The organism is Pseudomonas sp. Y39-6, from assembly GCF_023651955.1.
Classification (GTDB): Bacteria; Pseudomonadota; Gammaproteobacteria; order Pseudomonadales; family Pseudomonadaceae; genus Aquipseudomonas; species Aquipseudomonas veronii.
Window position 1 is genome coordinate 3,976,284 of record NZ_CP069594.1, and the last position, 20,096, is coordinate 3,996,379.

Below are 20,096 nucleotides of genomic sequence, written 5' to 3' on the forward strand. Positions count from 1 at the left end.
TCGTGAAAAGCCCTGGCATGCCAGGGCTTTTTTATACATCGATTTTGATCGACGCCAGCACCTGCTTCTGCTCCATGGAACACGGCACACCCTCCGGCTGCGCGCGCACCGCCGCGATCACGCCCAGCAACTGCGCCTTGCTGTGCGCCAGTTGCGCCTGCATCCCTTCGATCTGCTGCACCTTACGCTCCAACGCCTCAATCAGCGCCTCGCGCTTGTGCTCGCCCGGCGCCGGCATCAGCGCCTTGAGTTCCTGCAAGGTAAACCCGGCCTGTTGGGCGCTCTGGATCAGTTGCAGGGTTTGCAGGGCCTCGGGGGCATAACGCCGATAGCCGTTGGCCTGCCTGCCCACCTGGCTGATCAACCCTTCGGCCTCATAAAACCGAATACGCGACGCCGCCAGCCCGCTCTGTTTCGCCAGTTCACCAATATTCATCGCCATGCCCGCTTGACATTAAAGTTAACTTTAAGCTTAGCCTGAGGCCTCCCCCCTTCAGGAGTCAACCATGTCACCTTTCGAACCCTTGCAACTGCCCAACGGCCAAGTCCTTGTCAACCGTATCGCCAAGGCTGCGATGGAGGAGAACATGGCCGACGCCCAACAAGCGCCGTCCCGTGAATTGAAGCAGTTGTACCAGGCCTGGGCGGATGGCGAGCCCGGCTTGCTGCTGACCGGTAACGTGATGATCGACCGCCGCGCCATGACCGGCCCCGGCGGCGTTGCGCTGGAGGACGAGCGGTCACTGGACAGCTTTCGCGAATGGGCGGCCGTCGGACGCAACAACGGCGGGCACTTCTGGGTGCAGCTCAATCATCCGGGGCGCCAGACGCCGGCCAACCTGCGCCAGCAAGCCTTGGCGCCGTCCGCCGTGGCCCTCGACCTGGGTATTTTTTCGAAGATGTTCGCCAAGCCCAGGGCTATGTCCGAAGACGAGATCCAGAACGTGATCACGCGCTTTGCCACCAGCGCGCGCCTGGCCGAGAAAGCCGGGTTTACAGGCGTGCAGATCCACGCAGCGCATGGCTACTTGCTCAGCCAGTTTCTCTCGCCCTTGAGCAACCGGCGCACCGATCACTGGGGCGGCTCGCTGCCGAACCGCGCACGCTTGCTGATTGAAGTGATCAAGGCCGTTCGCGCCAGTGTCAGCCCCTCGTTTTGCGTGGGGGTGAAACTCAACTCGGCAGACTTCCAGCGCGGCGGCTTCGACGCGGACGATGCGCGTGCCGTGATTGAGCTGCTCAATGCCCTGCCCATCGACCTGCTGGAGCTGTCCGGCGGCAGCTACGAAGCACCGGCCATGCAGGGCGAAGCCCGAGACGGGCGGACCCTGGCCCGCGAAGCGTATTTCCTGGAAATGGCCCGCGAACTGGCGACCCTCGCAAACATGCCGGTGATGGTCACCGGTGGCATTCGCCGCTTGCCGGTGGTGCAGCAAGTCCTCGACAGCGGCATCGCCATGGCCGGTATCGCCACCGCCCTGACCCTGGAACCGCAACTGATCAAACACTGGCGCGAAGGTCGCGACCCCAACCCGCAACTCACATCGATCAGTTGGAAGCGCAAGCCCCTCGCCGCCCTCGCCGTGGTGCGTCACCAGATGCGTTGCCTGAGCCGCGGCCATCGCCCCAATCCCAAGGTTGCGCCGTGCATGGCACTGGTCCGCGATCAATGGTTTATCGCCCGGCGCACTCGCCAATACCGCGCAACCATGACGCAATCTTCACATTAAGCACGGAGCATTCGCCGTGATCGAACTGTCCTCTATTGATCAGCCACTTTTAACCTCACTGACGATTGGAGTTCTTCATGGCGAAAATCAACCTGGCCCAGCAATTGGCAACCACCCTTGAACAGGCGGGCATCAAGCGCATCTGGGGCCTGACCGGCGACAGCCTCAATGGCCTCACCGACGCACTGCGCACCATGGACAGCATCGAGTGGATGCATGTGCGCCACGAAGAGGTCGCCGCGTTCGCCGCCGGTGCCGAAGCCGCCGCCACCGGCGAGTTGGCGGTGTGCGCCGGCAGTTGCGGGCCGGGGAATCTGCATTTGATCAACGGCCTGTTCGACTGCCATCGCAACCATGTACCGGTGTTGGCCATCGCCGCACAAATCCCGTCTTCCGAAATCGGCTTGAACTACTTCCAGGAAACCCACCCCCAGGAACTGTTCAAAGAGTGCAGCCACTTCATCGAACTGGTGACCAACCCCGAGCAGATGCCCCAAGTGCTGCATCGCGCCATGCGCGCAGCAATCCTCAATCGCGGCGTGGCGGTGGTGGTGATCCCCGGGGATGTGTCGCTGCTGGAAGTGGAAGACACGCTCAAACCCTGGCCGGCCCTGCATGCGCCGCGCACCCTGCCGGCGGAACAGGACCTGCAACGCCTCAGCGAAATCCTCGACAGCAGCCAGAAAGTCACCTTGCTGTGCGGCAGCGGTTGCGCCGGCGCCCACGCCCAAGTGGTGGCCCTGGCCGATGCCTTGGGCGCGCCAGTGGTACACGCCTTGCGCGGCAAGGAGCACGTGGAATGGGACAACCCGTTCGACGTGGGCATGACCGGCCTGATCGGTTTCAGCTCCGGTTACCACGCCATGCTCAATTGCGACACGCTGATCATGCTCGGCACCGACTTTCCGTACCGCCAGTTCTACCCCACCGACGCGAAGATCATCCAGATCGATCGCAACCCCCAGGCACTGGGCCGGCGCGCCACCCTGGACCTGGGCATCGCCGCTGACGTGAGCGAGACGATCGATGCACTGCTACCGCGCCTGACCCGCAAGGCCGACCGCAGCTTCCTCGAAACGTCCTTGAAACACTACGAGAAAGCCCGCCAGGGCCTCGATGACCTGGCGCAAGCGTCGAAGGCCAACCGGCCGATTCACCCGCAATACGTGGCGCGCCTGCTCAGCGAACTGGCCGACGACGATGCGATCTTCACCGCCGACGTCGGCTCGCCCACCGTGTGGGCGGCGCGCTACCTGAAAATGAACGGCAAACGGCGCCTGATCGGCTCGTTCAACCACGGCTCGATGGCCAACGCCCTGCCCCAGGCCATCGGTGCCCAGGCGGCTTTCCCCGGGCGACAGGTGATCTCAATGTCCGGCGACGGCGGTTTTACCATGTTGATGGGGGATTTCATTTCGTTGGCGCAGCTGAAACTGCCGGTGAAGGTCATCGTGTTCGATAACGCATCACTCGGTTTTGTCGCCATGGAAATGAAAGCCGCCGGCTACCTTGAGGCCGGCACCGAGCTGAAAAACCCGGACTTCGCCGCCATGTCCAACGCCATGGGCATCCTGGGCATTCGCGTGGAGCAATCCGAAGACCTCGAACCGGCCCTGCGCCGCGCCCTGGCCCATGACGGCCCGGTGCTGGTGGACGTGGTGACGGCGACCCAGGAGCTGGTGATGCCACCCAGTATCAAGCTGGAACAGGCCAAGGGTTTCAGCCTGTACATGCTCAAGGCAGTGATGAGCGGGCGCGGGGATGAAGTGATCGAGCTGGCGCGCACCAACTGGTTACGCTGACGTGAACACAGGCTGACGGGCTTGCTCGCGATTGCGCGGCTTCAGTGCATGCATCTTCAACTGATACATCGCCATCGCGAGCCAGCCCGTTTCCACATCGGCGATCAGCCGTGCTGTTTTTCTACCCACTTGCCGTAGGCATCGATAAACGCCTGCAGGAACGGCTTGGTTTTCTCCGACAGCTTGCCCGCCTCGTCGAACACACTGCCCGCGCCGCCCAGGTAGGCTTCCGGCTGCTGCATGCACGGCACGTCGAGGAACACCAGGGACTGGCGCAGATGGTGGTTGGCGCCAAAGCCGCCGACAGCCCCCGGCGACACACTGATAATCGCCCCCGGCTTGCCGCTCCAGGCGCTTTGCCCGTAAGGGCGCGAGCCCACATCGATGGCATTCTTCAGCGGGGCGGGCACGGAGCGGTTGTATTCGGGGGTCACGAACAGCACTGCGTCGGATGAACGCACTTGTTGACGGAAAGTACTGTAGGCTGCGGGCGGTGATGCCCCGTCGATGTCCTCGTTGTAGAGCGGCAAATCGCCAATTTCGACAATGTTCAATGTGAGGTTGGCGGGGGCCAGTTCGGCCAATGCCAGGGCGACCTTGCGGTTGATCGACTCTTTTCTCAAGCTGCCCACCAGGACGGCAATCGTGTAGACCTTGCTCATTGAGGTTTCCCGACGTCTGACTAAAGGAGCTTGTAGTTATAGAGCCTTCGCGACGCGTTCACCAGAAGGTTTTGATAATTCCCCCGGCGTCTGCCTCGCGACCACCCGCGTAGGAAGCGTCTGAAAACATCAACGAATAGTATTTTTTTTCCATAGGTAAACTACCCCGCTCCATGACGGTCTACAGAACCGCAAATCGAGTGTTTATCTCCAGAGGTTCTAAACAGATGGCAGCAGTACTTGTCGGACAGTTCCATGCCAGAGACGCAGAAGGACGCGTGTATTCGGTGCATGAGTTCCAGGAATCCACCCCGCCGCTAGACGGCCTGGCTGGCTCGGCGCCCACCACAACCTACAAGCTGGCCATTGGCGACCGTGTAGAAAAACTGGAAGGCGATGAATTCAAATTGATTCAGTCCGGGACCATTATCGTCCGCGAATCGGAAACCGTCCGCGCGCAATAAGCTTGAGCCCCCGAGCGTACCTGCTCAGTCCTGGCCATTGACGGCATTGACTGGGCCGGGCGATCACGGGCGGCGAACCTCCGTCACTTCAATCCCCGGGTCTCCCTCAACCTGTTTGAGCGTGACCATCAGTCGCCCCTTCTCGCCCTCGACGTCATACATCAAGCGCTTGTAGCCCGGCGTACCATACGCGGGATACGCCACCACCTGCCTGACCAGCGTGATGCCCAACACCGCACCCACCTGCGCGCCCACCTGTTCCTGGGAACGGATGAACGCATCGAGTGCGAGGTTTTCGGACGTAGTGTCGTCGGGATTGCTCAAGAGATAAGCGGCCACGCCTCCCACGGTCACCAGGACCAGCAGTTGCCTGGCCGTTACCCCGAAGAAGTTCGCGGGCATCGGCATTTGAGACCAGACCTGTTTTTGTTGTAAGTACCGGGTAACCGGCATTGGTCGTTGATGATCAGACCAACCATTCTAAACAGGTCGATGGGTAATGCCAGATGAATCAGTTGTCGCCGTAGGTAATATCCTTGTTATCCCCGACACCGCCCAACGTCCGATCCTTGCCGAAGGAGAACAGGTCGAACGGAACCTGGGGTTGGCTCGGCGGAAAGTGATACTGATAAGCAACACCCCACGGATCGGTCAGCAGCTCCTCGTTGACATAGGGGCCTTTCCAATTCGCGTCGGCGGCAGGCGGCTTGATCAACCCCTCCAGGCCTTCCTCATCGGTCGGATAGCGGCCAGTGTCTTGATGGAAGTGCTCGACGGCCTTGCCCAGCTCGGCGACCTGGGCCTTGGCCGTAGCGATTTCCGTCAGGGTCATCTCGCCAAACAGCCGCGGCCACAATGCCAGGGCCAACACGCCGATGACGACGAGTACCACCAGCACCGCCCACCGCGTAAAGCCGCCGTGGGTGTGCCGGTTGCCGACTATGACTGGTGCAGACATTCTGAGCTCCCTTGTCGCTCGGTTGATACGCTCGTTATATGCCCTGCTTGTTGCAGTTGCGCAAGGCTAACGTAAGTCGATGCGAATCAACGCTCCCGCTGTTTTTTTCCAGGCCATTGAATCCCGGCCCTGCTGACCCTAGACTCCGGCCATGCGTTTACGTCATATCGAAGTGATTCAGGCCATCTTGCAGACCGGACACCTCGGCACGGCCGCCGAATGGTTGCAGCTTTCTGTGGGCGATGTGGACGCGACGCTCAAGGACGCCGAGCAGCAATTGGGCTTTATGTTGTTCGCCAGCGTGCGCGGACGCCTGCAGCCAACACGGGAAACCCTGGAGTTACAGGCGCAAATCGCCCATGTGTATGAAGCGCTGGAGCCGGTACAACGCTTGGCCAGCCGCCTGAAGCACCATCACGCGCCAACCCTGCGTGCGCTGTGTACGCCGCCCCTGGCCAATCAACTGCTGCCGCAAAGCATCGCCGTGCTGCGCCGACGCTTCCAGGACACGCCGTGCAACCTGTCGAGCCAGCCGACCCGCGAGATTGTCAGGAGCCTGTTGCTGCACGAGGCCGACGTGGGCCTGAGCCTGCATGACCCAGAACATCCGCAAATCCAAAGCAGCGTATTGGCCCAGGGCAAACTGCAACTGCTCGCGCCCCATGGCTGGCTCAAACCCAAGCAGAAGTACATCGCCCTGCAGGACCTGGCCGGGCAGTCGATGATCGGGCTGGAGGGCCAGGACCTGCTCAGTCGCCTGCTCGACGCCAAACTGCAAGCCCTGCGCCCGCTGCCGGTGGTGCAGACGCGGGTGCAGACTTACCAGATGATGCGCAGCATGGTGGAGGCCGGTGAAGGCCTGGCGATCGTCGATCCGTTCACCGCGTTCGGCGCCCGGGAGGCCGGGCTGGACGCGTGCCCGGTATCGCCGCCGATCATGGTCAGCCTGTATGCGCTGACCCTCCGGGAGGGCGTGACCTCACCGGCACTGAATGCACTGCTGGAGATTGTCACGCAGAAAGCCGAAGGCCTGCTCGCGAGCTGAACGCGTCAGACCGCCTCGACTTCCGCCTTGAACAAGCGATACCAGAAAATCGCCACCTCACGGGTTTGCGGGTCGATCCCGCGATAGCGCAGGTGGTCGATCCCGCCCACCACATACCCACAACGCTCATACAGGCGGCAGGCGCCGAGGTTGTTGTTCTGGGTCTCCAACATCATGCCCGGCAGGTTTTTCTTGCGACTCCAGAACTGCGCCACGTCCAGCAGCGCCTTGGCCACGCCGTGACGGCGCGCGGGCAACGCCACGGCCAGCTCATCGACGTGCGCGAAGCCATTCCAATTGGTACTGACCACGACATGCCCGACCGGTCTGTCGTCCAGAAAGGCCATGAAGACCGCGCTGTCGGGCGCGTCGCGAAAGCTGGCGAACTCCTCCGGGTCGATGCCGTAGCACTTGCGGTACGGCAGGATGCGCTCCACGAGCCACTGTTCGACCCGCTTGCCCAGCTCCGGCACGCCATAGGCACTGACCTCAAAACTGAAATCATTGCCCCACACGTAGGCGTCGAAGCCCTCGTCGGCGACCCGCACACTGAGCCCTGGATACTTCGGGTTCATTACAGCTTGCATAAACATCCTTATCCCTTGATGCAATCGACGGTGTAACAACGACCACTGCCGTCGTCTTCGTGTTGCAACCCATGAACATCCGCGACAAAGCCGGGGAAACTGCTATCGAACGTGCGGGCAAAGGCCAGGTAGTCGATGATCGAACGCGTTGACTCGGTAAAGCGCTCACCCGGCATGATCAACGGAATGCCCGGCGGATAAGGCACCAGCATCACCGCGGCGATGCGCCCAGCCAAGGCATCGATGGACACCGCCTCGACGTCGCCCCTGACCAATTGGTCATAGGCGTCGGCCGGTTTCATCGCGATGTCGGGCAACACGGTGTACATCCGCTTGAGGTGTTTGGCGGTGGCGTTGCTACGGTAACAGCTATGTAATTGGTCGCACAGGTCGCGCAGCCCCAGGCCTTGATAACGCACCGGGCCCTGGGCAAATACCGAAGGCAGGCAACTGGCAAGGCTGACATTGGCGTCGTAGTTGCGTTTGAATTCCAGCAATTCGGTGAGCAAGGTACTCCATTTGCCCTTGGTGATGCCCATGGAAAACAGCACGAGGAACGAATACAGGCCGGTCTTCTCCACCACCAGACCACGCTCCCAGAGGAATTTGCTGACCACCGCAGCGGGAATCCCGCAGTCGCTCAACGCGCCGCCGGCAGTGAGCCCGGGCATCACCAACGTGACTTTGATGGGGTCCAGCAGCACGTAATCTTCGGCCACGTCGCCAAAGCCATGCCAGTCATCCTCGGGCTGCAACAGCCAATCCGCCGTGGCGACCCGGTCGATGCCGGCCACGGACGGCGGCTGCCAGATGGAAAACCACCAGTCTTCGGCGGCGATGTGCTGGCGCAGGTTGGCCAGGGCACGGCGGAAGCTCAAGGCTTCGTCGAACATTTCCTGCAGCAGCGAGCGCCCCGCCGGGCCTTCCATCATCGCCGACGCCACGTCCAGCGAGGCGATGATGCTGTATTGCGGCGAGGTGGAGATATGCATCATGAACGCTTCGTTGAACCGATCGCGGTCCAACTGCCGCGCGCCGCCGTCCTGCACATGGATCATCGAGGCCTGGCTGAATGCCGCCAGCAACTTGTGCGTGGAATGCGTGGTGAACACCAGCGGGCTGTCCGGCGTGCGCGACGTGCCCATGCCATAGCGCCCGGCAAAGAACTCGTGGAACGCCGCGTAGGCGTACCAGGCCTCGTCGAAGTGCAGCACCTCGACACTGTTGCCCAATTGCTGCTTGATCAGCTCGGCGTTGTAGCACAGGCCGTCGTAGGTGGAGTTGGTGACCACCGCCAGCTTCACTTTCGCCGGCCGCCCGCGGGTCAATGGGCTGGCCTCGATCTTGGCGCGGATCGACGCGGGGCTGAATTCACTGAGGGGAATCGGGCCGATAATGCCCAGTTCGTTGCGCTCCGGGCACAAGTACAGCGGGATCGCGCCGGTCATGATGATCGAGTGCAACACCGATTTGTGGCAGTTGCGGTCGACCAGCACCAGATCATCTCGAGCGACCATCGAGTGCCAGACGATCTTGTTGGCGGTCGAGGTGCCATTGATCACAAAGAAGGTGTGATCGGCACCGAAATTCCGCGCAGCACGCGCTTCGGCTTCGGCCAGCGGCCCGGTGTGATCAAGCAGCGAGCCCAGCTCCGGCACAGACACGGACAGGTCGGAGCGCAGCGTGTTTTCCCCGAAGAACTGATGAAACGCCTGCCCCACCGGGCTTTTGCGATAGGCCACGCCGCCACCGTGACCGGGGGTGTGCCAGGAATAATTGGAGTCGGCGGTGTGTTGCACCAGGGCTTTGAAGAAGGGCGGCAGCAGGCCATCTAGGTACGTGCGCGCGGCGCGGGCGACTTGCCTGGCGAGAAACGGCACGGTGTCTTCGAACAGGTAAAGAATGCCGCGCAGTTGGTTGAGTTCGCTCATCGCATCAGCCGGGGCGTTTTCCAGGGTGACTTGTTCACCCAGGGCGAAAATCGGCAGGTTGGGCGCCCTCAGCCGCGCCAGGCGGATCAGTTCGACCATGTTTTGCAGCAGGTGGGTGTTTTCCCCAGCACCTTCGGCGGCGATCAGCATGCAGGCCAGGCCATGGTGGGTCGAGGCCACCAGCCGGCCTTCGGCGTAGTCCACCGCAGAAAAGATACTGAAGCCCTCTTGTTCCAACTCTTGAGCGATACCCCGAACCCGGTCGCCGGCAACGGTGTCGGCCTTGATGTCGCGATGCACGATAAGGATGGGGAACTTCAGGTCTTTGTACATGGGGGCTTTGAGTCCTGAGGATGATGCACTCAGGGTAGAAGCTGTGAGCGGATGTAGCGAATGAAGATTTTGAAAGCCGCGACTCACCAATGTGGGAGGGAGCAAGCCCCCTCCCACATTGTTTGACTGCGCTCAGCCAGATTATTGCTGGGTCAGTTGGGTCCACAACGCAGGCGCGCCCGCCGACTTGGCAATCGCTTCGAGCCGCGCCGCATGCTCGGCGAGGTCCTGCGCGCTGGCGCGGATGATCGGCGTCGGTTTGCGATCCGCCGGCAGGCGACGGATTTCCGAAGGGCGATTGCCCGAACCTTCCGCCGAACCGGCACCGTCAGAAGCATTGCCGGCCAGGGACAGGCTGGTCTGCCCGCCGGTCATGGTCAGGTAAACGTCGGCCAGGATCTCGGAGTCGAGCAACGCGCCGTGCAGCTCACGGCCGGAGTTGTCGACGCCATAGCGTTTGCACAAGGCATCCAGGCTGTTGCGCTGGCCCGGGTGACGCTCACGGGCCATCATCAGGGTGTCGAGGATCGAGCAGTGCCGGGAAATATCCGCGCGATCCGTCTGCCCCATCAGGGCAAATTCGTTATTGATGAAGCCGACGTCGAACGCCGCGTTATGGATGATCAACTGCGCGCCGTTGATGAACTCGAAGAACTCGTCGGCGACTTCCGCGAAGCGCGGCTTGCCTTTGAGGAATTCGTCGGTGATACCGTGGACGCCGATCGCGCCCTCGTCACTTTCGCGGTCCGGTTGCAGGTAGACGTGGAAGTGACGACCGGTGAGGCGACGGCCCATGAGTTCGACACAGCCGATTTCAATGATCCGGTGACCATCGGTCACCGGCATGCCGGTGGTTTCGGTATCGAGTACAACAGATCGGATGGCCATCAGGGTTCAGCTCTCAACGGTGTGGTGTATTTCAAGGGGCGCAATCTTAACACGTCAGCCGGCATCAGCCCTGCTTGTAGCCCCGCACTTCGTCGACGCCACGGTTGGCCAACTGGTCGGCACGCTCGTTGCCATGGTGGCCGATGTGCCCGCGCACCCATTTCCAGGTGATGTTATGGCGGTTGCATTGCTCATCAAGCAGTTGCCAAAGGTCGGCGTTCTTGACCGGCTCTTTGGCCGCCGTCTTCCAGCCGCGTTTCTTCCAGTTGACCATCCACTCGTTGATGCCCTTCATCACATATTGCGAGTCGGTCACCAGCAGCACGTCGCAACGCCGCTTGAGCTCTTCGAGGCCGCGAATGGCGCCCATCAGCTCCATGCGGTTGTTGGTGGTGTTGGCTTCGCCGCCCCACAGTTCCTTCTCCACGCCCTTGCACACCAGCAAGGCGCCCCAGCCGCCGGGGCCAGGGTTGCCTTTACAGGCGCCATCGGTGAAGAGTTCAACGCTATCGGTCATCGGTTACATCCATCAAAACGGGTTGCCGGGCTTAGGCCGGCAGTATCCCGAGGCCGACTGATCCGGCCTGAAATCAAAAAGAGGGTTCTACGGTTGGCTTTGCTTGCGGTTGACCTTGGCCATCGGCATCGGCACCAGCTTGCCCATGGGTTGGCGTAGCACCTGACGCACCGGCCGCAGCCCGACCACGATCTTGCGTGCGACCAGTAAATAGAAGCCGCCACCCGACAGCTGCCAAGCCCCCGCCCGACGCTCCCAGCCGGCCAGACGGGCCTGCCACTTGGTCGACGCCAGCGGCGGACGATAGCACCCGAAGCGGCGTTTCTCCAGCGCGAAGCCCAGCAGGTTCAGCCAGTCCCCCACCCGCGACGGCGAAATGCAACGGGCCTGGCGCAGGCCGTCATGGGCGAACACATGGCGCAGGCCCCAGCTGCTCCAGGGGTTGATACCGACAATCAGCAAATGGCCACCTGGGCGCACGCTGCTGGCGGCTTCGCGCAACAAACCATGGGGTGACAGGCAGAAATCCAGGCCATGCTGCAGCACCACCACATCGGCGGCGTGCTCGCTCAACGGCCAGGCCTGCTCTTCGCAGACGATCTCCACCCCCGGCAACGGCGCGCCCAGGCGCACATTGCGTTGCACCTGCGGCGCGGACGGCGGCGTCTGGGCCGACGGGCCGTAATGCACCAGGTAACCGCCAAAGAACCGGCCCAGCTCGTCTTCGAGCATGCGCCGTTCTTCATCCAGCAAAAATTGCCCGATCGGCCCGGACAGCCAGTCACGGGCCGCGCTGATCAGGGCCAGCCATTCAGGATCGGCCTGGGCGAACGCTTTATCAGTCATTGCATTCTCCAACTCGCCTAGACGTTCTAAGATGCACCAATGTGTTCAGCTTGGCGAATCGAAGAATGATACAGATCAGTGCCCTGCCCGCCTTCACCGATAACTACATCTGGTTGTTACAGGAACCCCAGTCCCGCCGCTGCGCCGTGGTCGACCCCGGCGACGCCGCCCCCGTGCTGGCCTGGCTCAAGCAGAACCCGGGGTGGACGCTCAGCGACATCCTCGTCACCCACCATCACCATGATCATGTGGGCGGCGTCGAAGCGCTGAAACGCGTGAGCGGCGCCACGGTCTACGGCCCGGCCCACGAAACGATCCCGGCGCGGGACGTTGCCCTGCAGGACAACCAGCGCATCAGCGTGCTGGGCTGGGACTTCGCTGTGTACGCCGTCCCCGGCCACACCCTCGGCCATATCGCCTTTTACCACCCAGGCGTGCTGTTCTGCGGCGACACGCTCTTCGCCGCCGGTTGCGGCCGCCTGTTCGAAGGCACGCCGGCGCAAATGCATGCCTCGCTGCAACGCCTGGCCGCCCTGCCCGCCGACACGCGGGTGTACTGCACCCATGAATATACACAGAGCAATCTCAGGTTTGCCCAGGCCGTGGAACCGGACAACGCCGATATCGCCGAACGGGTGGAAAACGTCAACCGACTGCGCGCCCGTGGCGAGATCACGCTGCCGTCCAACCTGGCCCTGGAAAAACGCACCAACCCGTTTCTGCGTACCGCTGAAACATCCGTTAAACAAAAAGCGGACGAACGGAACGGCCGCGACAACCGCTCTGGGGACGAGGTATTTGCTAGCTTGAGGGCTTGGAAAGATAAGTTCTAACGTGACGCAATCTGATACGTAATTTCTGAATGGTTGACCGGAACCAAAGCGCTTTCTAGAATCGCCCGACATTTTTGCCCGGAACTTACTTCCAGCCAATGTCGTCATCTACTCGTAAATCCAATCATTCAGACGCATTGACCCGCCTGGCTCAAGCCGTGGCGGTGGCTGTCTCCGCAACTCTGGCGGGCTGCCAATCGACAAATTTCGCTGCACAATCCACCGTGCAACCCAAACCGAATCTTGCTGCCAAGATCAAGCAAAAACCTATTTGGCTCTCAGAGAAGCCGAGCCCCGAAGCGCCCCAGGATGTCTGGGAACGCATGCGTCGGGGCTTTCAATTGCAGGACGGTCTCGGCGTCAACCCGCGTATCGAGCAACAACGCCTGTGGTTCGCCAGCAACCCGTCCTTCCTGGAGAACGCCGGCGAACGCGGCAGCCTCTACATTCATTACATCGTCGAACGCCTTGAAGAACGCAACATGCCCCTGGAGCTGGCGCTGCTGCCAGTGATTGAAAGTGCCTACAACCCAATGGCCTATTCGCGCAGCGATGCCGTCGGCTTGTGGCAGTTCATTCCCTCCACCGGGCGTTACTTCAACCTGCGCCAGACCCGCGCCTACGACGGTCGTCGTGATATCACCGCGTCCACCACCGCCGCCCTGGACTATCTGACACGTCTGCATGACATGTTCAACGGCGACTGGCTGCTGGCCCTGGCCGCGTATAACGCTGGCGAAGGCACGGTAAGCCGGGCGATCGAGCGCAACGAGAAGCTCGGCCTGCCGACCGACTACTGGAACCTGCCCCTGCCCCAGGAAACCAAGGACTACGTGCCCAAGTTCCTGGCGCTGTCCCAGGTGGTGCTGGCCCCGGATGCCTACGGCGTCAACCTGAACCCGATTGCCAACACGCCGTACTTCGAAGTGGTTGAAGTCAAGCAAAGCATGGACCTGTCACGGGTCGCCGCGCTGGCCGAGATCGACGAAGACGAACTGTTCCAGCTCAACCCGGCCCTGAAGCAACGCACCACCCTGGACGGCCCCCAGCATTTGCTGGTGCCCAGCTCCAAGGCGCAACTGCTGACCAGCAGCCTTTCGGCGATGAAGCCTGAAGAGTTACTGGCATTACGCCCTAAAAAGCCGGTTTTCGACGAAGTCGAGAGCAAATCCGTGGCCGGCCGCAGCCGTAGCTACAAAGTGCGCAACGGCGACAACCTGACGCTGATCGCCAAGACCAACAAGGTCGACGTGCATGACCTGCAGCGCTGGAACAAGCTCAACGGCCAGGCACTCAAGGTCGGCCAGACCCTGGTGATGCAGGACACGCGCAAGCTGGTGGCCAAGGCCGACAGCAAGAAGCCAGTGCAGTACAAGGTCAAGAAAGGCGACTCGCTGTATATCGTCGCCAAGCGTTTCAACGTCGAGATGCAACATCTCAAGCGCTGGAACCCACGCACTGGCATGGCGCTCAAGCCTGGGCAGATGCTGGTGGTTTCCGGGCCAAGATAAACCGCAGGCAAGCGCGCTCCTGTGGGAGCTGGCTTGCCTGCGATGCAGACACCGAGGTGTATCAGTTACATCAGGGTGATGCCATCGCAGGCAAGCCAGCTCCCACATTTGATCTCTACGCCGCTCAATACCTCGCCAGCCTCCTGCCACCCTTCCCAACAGCCTTTTTCCAACCGGAACAAGCTGTTACTGTACCGATCATAAAGCCCAAGCTGCCTGGATCGGATCTCTGACTTGACGCGTCCCCTCCTTCTACTAATAAGTCTGGCCTTGAGCTTTGCTGCGCACGCGACGATTACCGAAAGCCACGGTTATGCGCAGTTCGGCACGCTCAAGTACCCGACCAAATTCACCCACTTCGATTGGGTAAACCCTGCAGCGCCGAAAGGCGGGACGTTGCGGGTCATGGCGTTTGGCACGTTCGACACCCTCAACCCTTATACCTTCAAGGGTTCGAGCCCGGTTTCCACACCGAACTTCCTGCAATACGGCGTCAATGAGCTGAACGAACCGTTGATGGTCGGCACCGGCCAGTACGCGCCGTCCGGCGATGAGCCGACGTCCAGCTACGGGCTGATTGCCCAATCGGTGGAGTACAGCGAGGACCGCAGCTGGGTGGTGTTCAACCTGCGCCCGGAAGCGCGCTTTCACGATGGCAAGCCGATCACCGCGTATGACGTGGCGTTTTCCTATCGCACCCTGCTGACCGAAGGTCATCCGCAGTACCGCACCAACCTGCAGGAAGTCGCGCGGGTCGACATCCTCAACCGCCACCGTATCCGTTTTGTGTTCAAGCGCGCCGGCAACCCGTTGCTGATCCTGCGCCTGGGCGAACTGCCAGTGCTGCCCCAGCATTACTGGAAAAACCGCGACTTCAAGGCCACCACCTTCGAACCACCGCTGGGCAGCGGGCCCTATCGCCTCAGCAAGGTCACCCCGGGCCGGCAACTGGTGTTCGAGCGGGTCAAGGATTATTGGGGCAAGGACCTGCCGGTCAACCAGGGTTTCTATAACTACGACAAGGTCGAAGTGGAGTTCTACCGCGACAGCGACGTCGCCTTCGAAGCCTTCAAGGCCGGCGAGTTCGATATCTATATCGAGCATCAGGCCAAAAACTGGGCGAATGGTTATGACTTCCCGGCGGTCAGCCGCGGCGACGTGATCAAGGCGCAGATCGCCCACCAGATCCCGACCCAAAGCCAGGGCCTGTTCATGAACACGCGGCGCCCGACGTTCAGCCAGGCCAAGGTGCGTGAAGCCCTGGGGCTGATGTTCGACTTTGAATGGACCAACCGCACCCTGTTCAGCAACGCCTATAAACGCACCTTGAGCTATTACCCCAACAGCGAATTTTCGGCGACCGGCGTCCCGGTCGGCCATGAATGGTTGATGCTCTCGCCCTACCGCGACCAACTGCCGGCCAATCTCTATACCCAACCGTTCAGCCTGCCCCAGACCGACGGGCACGGCATCCCCCGCGACACCTTGCGCCGTGCCCTGGCCCTGCTCGGCGAAGGCGGCTGGAAGCTGTCCGGGCAGCGCCTGCTCAACAAGGACGGGCAGCCGCTGCGCTTCGAGATCCTGCTGGTCAACCCGAACCTGGAGCGCATCTTGCAGCCCTACGTGGAAAACCTGAACAGTATCGGTATCGACGCGCACCTGCGCACGGTCGACCGGGCGCAGTACAAACAGCGCCTCGATCAGTTCGATTTCGACATGATCCTGATGACCCTCAACCAGACCCTCAGCCCCGGCCTTGAGCAGTGGCAGTACTTCCACTCCAGCCAGGCGGCGATCAAGGGCAGCAAGAACTACGCCGGCATCGCCAACCCGGTGGTCGACCGCCTGCTCGAACAACTGCTGGCGGCACAGACCCGCGACGAACAACTGGCCGCCGGCCGGGCCCTGGACCGGGTCCTGCTGTGGCAGCATTACAGCATTCCCAACTGGTACCTCAACTATCATCGCCTGGCCTACCGCAACCGGTTCGCCTTTGTCACCACGCCGCCCTACAGCCTGGGCCTGAGCGCGTGGTGGCTGAAAGCTTCGGAGAAAGCCCAATGATGTCTTTGCGTACAGCACTGCTCGGCAGTCTGTTGCTCTGCACGGCGGCCAACGCCGCCCCGCAACATGCGCTGACCCTCTACAACGAGCCGCCCAAGTACCCCGCCAGCTTCAAGCACTTCGACTACGTCAACCCCGACGCGCCCAAAGGCGGCACCTTTCGCGAGTCGAGCATGGGCGGTTTCGACAGCCTCAACCCCTACATCAGCAAGGGCGTGCCGGCGGACAATATCAGCCTGATCTACGACACCCTGGCCATGCAGAGCCTGGACGAACCCATCACCGAATACGGCCTGGTGGCCGGCAAGATCGAAAAAGCCCCGGACAACAGTTGGGTGCGCTTCTACCTGCGCCCCGAAGCACGCTTCCACGATGGCCACCCGATCCACGCCGAAGACGTGGTGTTCACCTTCCAGATGCTGATGAAGGAAGGCTCGCCGCTCTACCGCACTTACTACGCCGACGTCGACGAAGTGGTCGCCGAAGACCCGCTGCGGGTGCTGTTCAAGTTCAAGCGCACCAACAACCGCGAATTGCCGCTGATCCTCGGGCAACTGCCGGTATTGCCCAAGCATTGGTGGGCCACCCGCGACTTCACCAAGGGCAACCTGGAAATCCCGCTGGGCAGCGGGCCGTACAAGGTCGCCGAGGTCAAGGCCGGGCGCATGATCCGCTACGAGCGGGTCAAGGACTACTGGGCCAAGGACCTGCCGATCACCCAAGGTTTCTACAACTTCGATCAGCGCATCACCGACTATTACCGTGACAACACGGTAGCCCTGGAAGCCTTGAAGGCCGGGCAGTTCGACTACTGGCTGGAGTTCAGCGCGAAGAACTGGGCCAACGCCTACAACATTCCGGCGGTGGCCGAGGGGCGCCTGGTCAAGGAAGAGATCCCCAACGGCAACCCCACCGGCATGCAGGGTTTCGTGTTCAACACACGCAAGCCGATGTTCCAGGACGTGCGCGTGCGCAAGGCCATCAGCCTGTTGCTGGATTTCGAATGGAGCAACAAGCAGCTGTTCAACGGCGCCTACACCCGCACCCGCAGCTACTTCGAGAACTCGGAGATGGCCGCCACCGGCCTGCCCGGCCCGGACGAACTGGCGATCCTCGAACCGCTGCGCGACAAGATCCCCGCCGAAGTCTTCACCCAGGCCTTCGAACCATCCAAGACCGACGGCAGCGGCATGATCCGCACCCAGCAGCGCGAGGCCTACCAGCTGTTGCAGGAAGCCGGCTGGCGCATCGTCGACGACAAGATGGTCGACGCCACCGGCAAACCGGTGAGCATTGAATTTTTGCTGGCGCAGACCGAGTTCGAACGCATCCTGCTACCCTTCAAGCGCAACCTGGCAGACCTGGGCATCGACTTGGTGATTCGCCGGGTCGACGTCTCGCAATTCGTCAACCGCCTGCGCTCGCGGGATTTCGACATGCTGGTGGGCAGCTTCCCGCAGTCCACCTCGCCGGGTAATGAACAACGCGAGTTCTGGAAATCCTCCAGCGCCGACAAGCCCGGCAGCCGCAACTACATGGGTCTCAAGGACCCGGCCGTCGACCAACTGGTCGAAGAACTGATCGACGCCGACTCGCGCAAAAGCCTGATCGCCCATGCCAAGGCCCTGGATCGCGTGTTGCAATTTGGCTACTACGTGATCCCCAACTGGCACATCAAGACCTTCCGCGTGGCGTACTGGGACCATCTCGGTCATCCCAAAGTGCCACCGCGTTATGACGTCGGCACCGCCACCTGGTGGGCCAAACCCGACGTCAAACCTGCCACCACCCTGGACACGAGCGCCGACCCGGCGAGCGGAGGCGATTAAATGCTGGCCTATATCATTCGCCGCCTGTTGCTGATCATCCCCACGCTGTTCGGGATTCTGCTGATCAACTTCGTCATCATCCAGGCCGCCCCGGGTGGCCCGGTGGAGCAGATGATCGCCAAGCTCGAAGGCTTCGAAGGCGCCACCAGCCGCATTGCCGGCGGCGGCGCCGAAGTCGCAGTGGCCGGCTCCAGCTACCGTGGCGCCCAAGGCCTGGACCCGGCACTGATCAAGGAAATCGAAACCATGTACGGTTTCGACAAGTCGGCACCGGAACGCTTGTGGATCATGGTCAAGAACTACGCCCGGCTGGATTTCGGCGACAGCTTCTTTCGCGACGCCAAGGTCATCGACCTGATCAAGGAAAAGATGCCGGTGTCGATCTCCCTCGGGCTGTGGAGCACGCTGATCATGTACCTGGTCTCGATCCCGCTGGGGATCGCCAAGGCCACGCGACACGGCAGCCACTTCGACGTATGGACCAGCTCGGCGATCATCGTCGGCTACGCGATCCCGGCGTTCCTGTTCGCGATCCTGCTGATCGTGGTGTTTGCCGGCGGCAGTTACTTCGACTGGTTCCCCTTGCGCGGGCTGACCTCCAACAATTTCGATGAGCTGAGCTGGGGCGGCAAGATCCTCGACTACTTCTGGCACCTGGCCTTGCCCATCACCGCGCTGGTGATCGGCAACTTCGCGACCATGACGCTGCTGACCAAAAACAGCTTTCTCGACGAGATCAACAAACAGTACGTGGTCACCGCCAAGGCCAAGGGCCTGACCAACCACCGCGTGCTCTACGGCCATGTGTTCCGCAACGCCATGCTGCTGGTGATCGCCGGTTTCCCCTCGGCGTTCATCGGGATCTTCTTCACCGGCTCGCTGCTGGTGGAAGTGATCTTCTCCCTCGACGGCCTCGGCCTGATGAGCTTTGAAGCCGCGATCAATCGCGATTACCCGGTGGTGTTCGGCACGCTGTTTATCTTCACCCTGCTCGGGCTGGTGGTGAAACTGATCGGTGACCTCACCTACACCCTGGTCGATCCGCGTATCGACTTCGCCAGCCGGGAGCATTGAGATGAATCTGTCCCCCCTCAATCGCCGCCGGTTCGAGCGGTTCAAGGCAAACAAACGCGGCTGGTGGTCGCTGTGGCTGTTCCTGATCCTGTTCGGCCTGAGCCTGGGCGCCGAGCTGATCGCCAACGACAAACCGCTGGTGGTGCATTACGACGGCGACTGGTATTTCCCGGCGCTCAAACGCTACCCGGAAACCACCTTCGGCGGCGAGTTCCCCCTGGAGGCCAACTACAAGAGCCCGTATATCCAGGAGCTGCTCAAGGCCAAGGGCGCGTGGACGCTGTGGGCGCCGATCCCGTTCAGCTATCAGAGCATCAACTACGACCTAAAGGTACCGGCCCCCGCGCCGCCGTCTTCGGTCAACCTGCTGGGCACCGATGACCAGGGCCGCGACGTCTTGGCGCGGGTGATCTATGGCTTTCGCGTGTCGGTGCTGTTTGCCCTGACCCTGACCGTGCTCAGCTCGATCATCGGCGTGATCGCCGGGGCCCTGCAGGGCTTCTATGGCGGCTGGGTCGACCTGGCCGGGCAACGCTTCCTGGAGATCTGGTCGGGCTTGCCGGTGCTGTACCTGCTGATCATCCTCGCCAGTTTCGTGCAGCCCAACTTCTGGTGGCTGCTGGGGATCATGCTGCTGTTCTCGTGGATGAGCCTGGTGGACGTGGTCCGCGCCGAGTTCCTGCGTGGGCGCAACCTGGAATACGTGCGCGCGGCCAGGGCGCTGGGCATGCAGAACGGCGCGATCATGTTCCGCCATATCCTGCCCAATGCCATGGTCTCGACCATGACCTTCATGCCGTTCATCCTCACCGGCGCCATCGGCACCCTGACCGCCCTGGACTTCCTCGGCTTCGGCCTGCCGGCGGGTTCGCCGTCGCTGGGGGAACTGGTGGCCCAGGGCAAATCCAACCTGCAAGCGCCGTGGCTGGGCATGAGTGCCTTTGCCGTGCTGGCGATCATGTTGAGTTTGCTGGTGTTTATCGGCGAGTCCGCTCGCGATGCCTTCGACCCGAGGAAATGAG

At 61.7% G+C, this 20,096-nt stretch carries 19 protein-coding genes; 10 read left to right on the forward strand and 9 right to left on the reverse strand.

Annotation, left to right across the window (positions count from 1 at the left end):
* Window positions 1-31: 31 nt before the first annotated feature.
* A complete protein-coding gene (locus tag JN756_RS17900) occupies window positions 32-436 on the reverse strand; it encodes a MerR family transcriptional regulator (RefSeq protein ID WP_057005451.1) in 405 nt (134 codons plus the stop codon).
* A gap of 70 nt (window positions 437-506) precedes the next feature.
* On the opposite strand from JN756_RS17900, the gene JN756_RS17905 reads away from it, so the two are divergent.
* Window positions 507-1,730 (forward strand): NADH:flavin oxidoreductase/NADH oxidase family protein, encoded by a 1,224-nt coding sequence (locus JN756_RS17905; protein ID WP_201021147.1) that lies wholly within the window; start codon window positions 507-509, stop codon window positions 1,728-1,730.
* 77 nt (window positions 1,731-1,807) lie between these two features.
* On the forward strand, window positions 1,808-3,532 hold the full coding sequence (gene poxB / locus JN756_RS17910) for a ubiquinone-dependent pyruvate dehydrogenase (RefSeq protein WP_057005422.1): 1,725 nt from the start codon (window positions 1,808-1,810) through the stop codon (window positions 3,530-3,532).
* Window positions 3,533-3,636: 104 nt separating this feature from the next.
* Here poxB and JN756_RS17915 read toward each other — a convergent pair whose 3' ends face one another.
* Window positions 3,637-4,194, reverse strand: a complete 558-nt coding sequence (locus JN756_RS17915; protein WP_017846611.1) for an NADPH-dependent FMN reductase — start codon at window positions 4,192-4,194, stop codon at window positions 3,637-3,639.
* A 227-nt stretch (window positions 4,195-4,421) separates the two neighbouring features.
* Between JN756_RS17915 and JN756_RS17920 the strand changes: the two genes are divergently transcribed.
* Window positions 4,422-4,658, forward strand: coding sequence for a hypothetical protein (locus tag JN756_RS17920; protein ID WP_046383133.1), 237 nt, complete (start codon window positions 4,422-4,424; stop codon window positions 4,656-4,658).
* A gap of 63 nt (window positions 4,659-4,721) precedes the next feature.
* Here the strand turns inward: JN756_RS17920 and JN756_RS17925 are convergent, their stop codons facing one another.
* On the reverse strand, window positions 4,722-5,066 hold the full coding sequence (locus JN756_RS17925; protein WP_017846613.1) for a hypothetical protein: 345 nt from the start codon (window positions 5,064-5,066) through the stop codon (window positions 4,722-4,724).
* Window positions 5,067-5,169: 103 nt separating this feature from the next.
* A complete protein-coding gene (gspG, locus tag JN756_RS17930; RefSeq protein ID WP_046383132.1) occupies window positions 5,170-5,616 on the reverse strand; it encodes a type II secretion system major pseudopilin GspG in 447 nt (148 codons plus the stop codon).
* A gap of 151 nt (window positions 5,617-5,767) precedes the next feature.
* Between gspG and JN756_RS17935 the strand changes: the two genes are divergently transcribed.
* A complete protein-coding gene (locus JN756_RS17935) occupies window positions 5,768-6,661 on the forward strand; it encodes a LysR substrate-binding domain-containing protein (protein ID WP_201021148.1) in 894 nt (297 codons plus the stop codon).
* Between the two features lie 5 nt (window positions 6,662-6,666).
* Here the strand turns inward: JN756_RS17935 and JN756_RS17940 are convergent, their stop codons facing one another.
* From JN756_RS17940 to JN756_RS17960, 5 genes are all read right to left on the reverse strand, one after another.
* Window positions 6,667-7,236, reverse strand: coding sequence for a GNAT family N-acetyltransferase (locus JN756_RS17940; RefSeq protein ID WP_017846616.1), 570 nt, complete (start codon window positions 7,234-7,236; stop codon window positions 6,667-6,669).
* 20 nt (window positions 7,237-7,256) lie between these two features.
* Window positions 7,257-9,512, reverse strand: coding sequence for an Orn/Lys/Arg family decarboxylase (locus JN756_RS17945; protein ID WP_046383130.1), 2,256 nt, complete (start codon window positions 9,510-9,512; stop codon window positions 7,257-7,259).
* Between the two features lie 141 nt (window positions 9,513-9,653).
* A complete protein-coding gene (dnaQ, locus tag JN756_RS17950) occupies window positions 9,654-10,394 on the reverse strand; it encodes a DNA polymerase III subunit epsilon (RefSeq protein ID WP_164887049.1) in 741 nt (246 codons plus the stop codon).
* A 70-nt stretch (window positions 10,395-10,464) separates the two neighbouring features.
* A complete protein-coding gene (gene rnhA, locus JN756_RS17955) occupies window positions 10,465-10,917 on the reverse strand; it encodes a ribonuclease HI (protein WP_017846619.1) in 453 nt (150 codons plus the stop codon).
* Between the two features lie 87 nt (window positions 10,918-11,004).
* A complete protein-coding gene (locus JN756_RS17960; RefSeq protein ID WP_017846620.1) occupies window positions 11,005-11,763 on the reverse strand; it encodes a class I SAM-dependent methyltransferase in 759 nt (252 codons plus the stop codon).
* A gap of 65 nt (window positions 11,764-11,828) precedes the next feature.
* Here JN756_RS17960 and gloB point away from each other — a divergent pair, with 65 nt between their 5' ends.
* The 6 genes from gloB (at window position 11,829) to JN756_RS17990 (ending at window position 20,095) form a co-directional block, all read left to right on the forward strand.
* The gene (gene gloB / locus JN756_RS17965; protein WP_057005425.1) at window positions 11,829-12,596 is read left to right on the forward strand and encodes a hydroxyacylglutathione hydrolase; all 768 of its coding nucleotides are present in this window, start codon (window positions 11,829-11,831) and stop codon (window positions 12,594-12,596) included.
* Between the two features lie 98 nt (window positions 12,597-12,694).
* Window positions 12,695-14,107, forward strand: coding sequence for a lytic transglycosylase domain-containing protein (locus JN756_RS17970; RefSeq protein ID WP_057005426.1), 1,413 nt, complete (start codon window positions 12,695-12,697; stop codon window positions 14,105-14,107).
* A 234-nt stretch (window positions 14,108-14,341) separates the two neighbouring features.
* Window positions 14,342-16,171, forward strand: coding sequence for an extracellular solute-binding protein (locus tag JN756_RS17975; protein WP_046383127.1), 1,830 nt, complete (start codon window positions 14,342-14,344; stop codon window positions 16,169-16,171).
* Entirely contained in the window at window positions 16,168-18,000 is a 1,833-nt protein-coding gene (locus tag JN756_RS17980) for an extracellular solute-binding protein (protein WP_169882113.1), read from the forward strand. Before JN756_RS17975 ends, JN756_RS17980 begins: the two co-directional genes overlap by 4 nt.
* Window positions 18,001-19,074 (forward strand): microcin C ABC transporter permease YejB, encoded by a 1,074-nt coding sequence (locus JN756_RS17985; protein ID WP_017846625.1) that lies wholly within the window; start codon window positions 18,001-18,003, stop codon window positions 19,072-19,074.
* 1 nt (window position 19,075) lies between these two features.
* Entirely contained in the window at window positions 19,076-20,095 is a 1,020-nt protein-coding gene (locus tag JN756_RS17990; RefSeq protein ID WP_017846626.1) for an ABC transporter permease, read from the forward strand.
* The last annotated feature ends 1 nt before the right edge of the window (window position 20,096 follow it).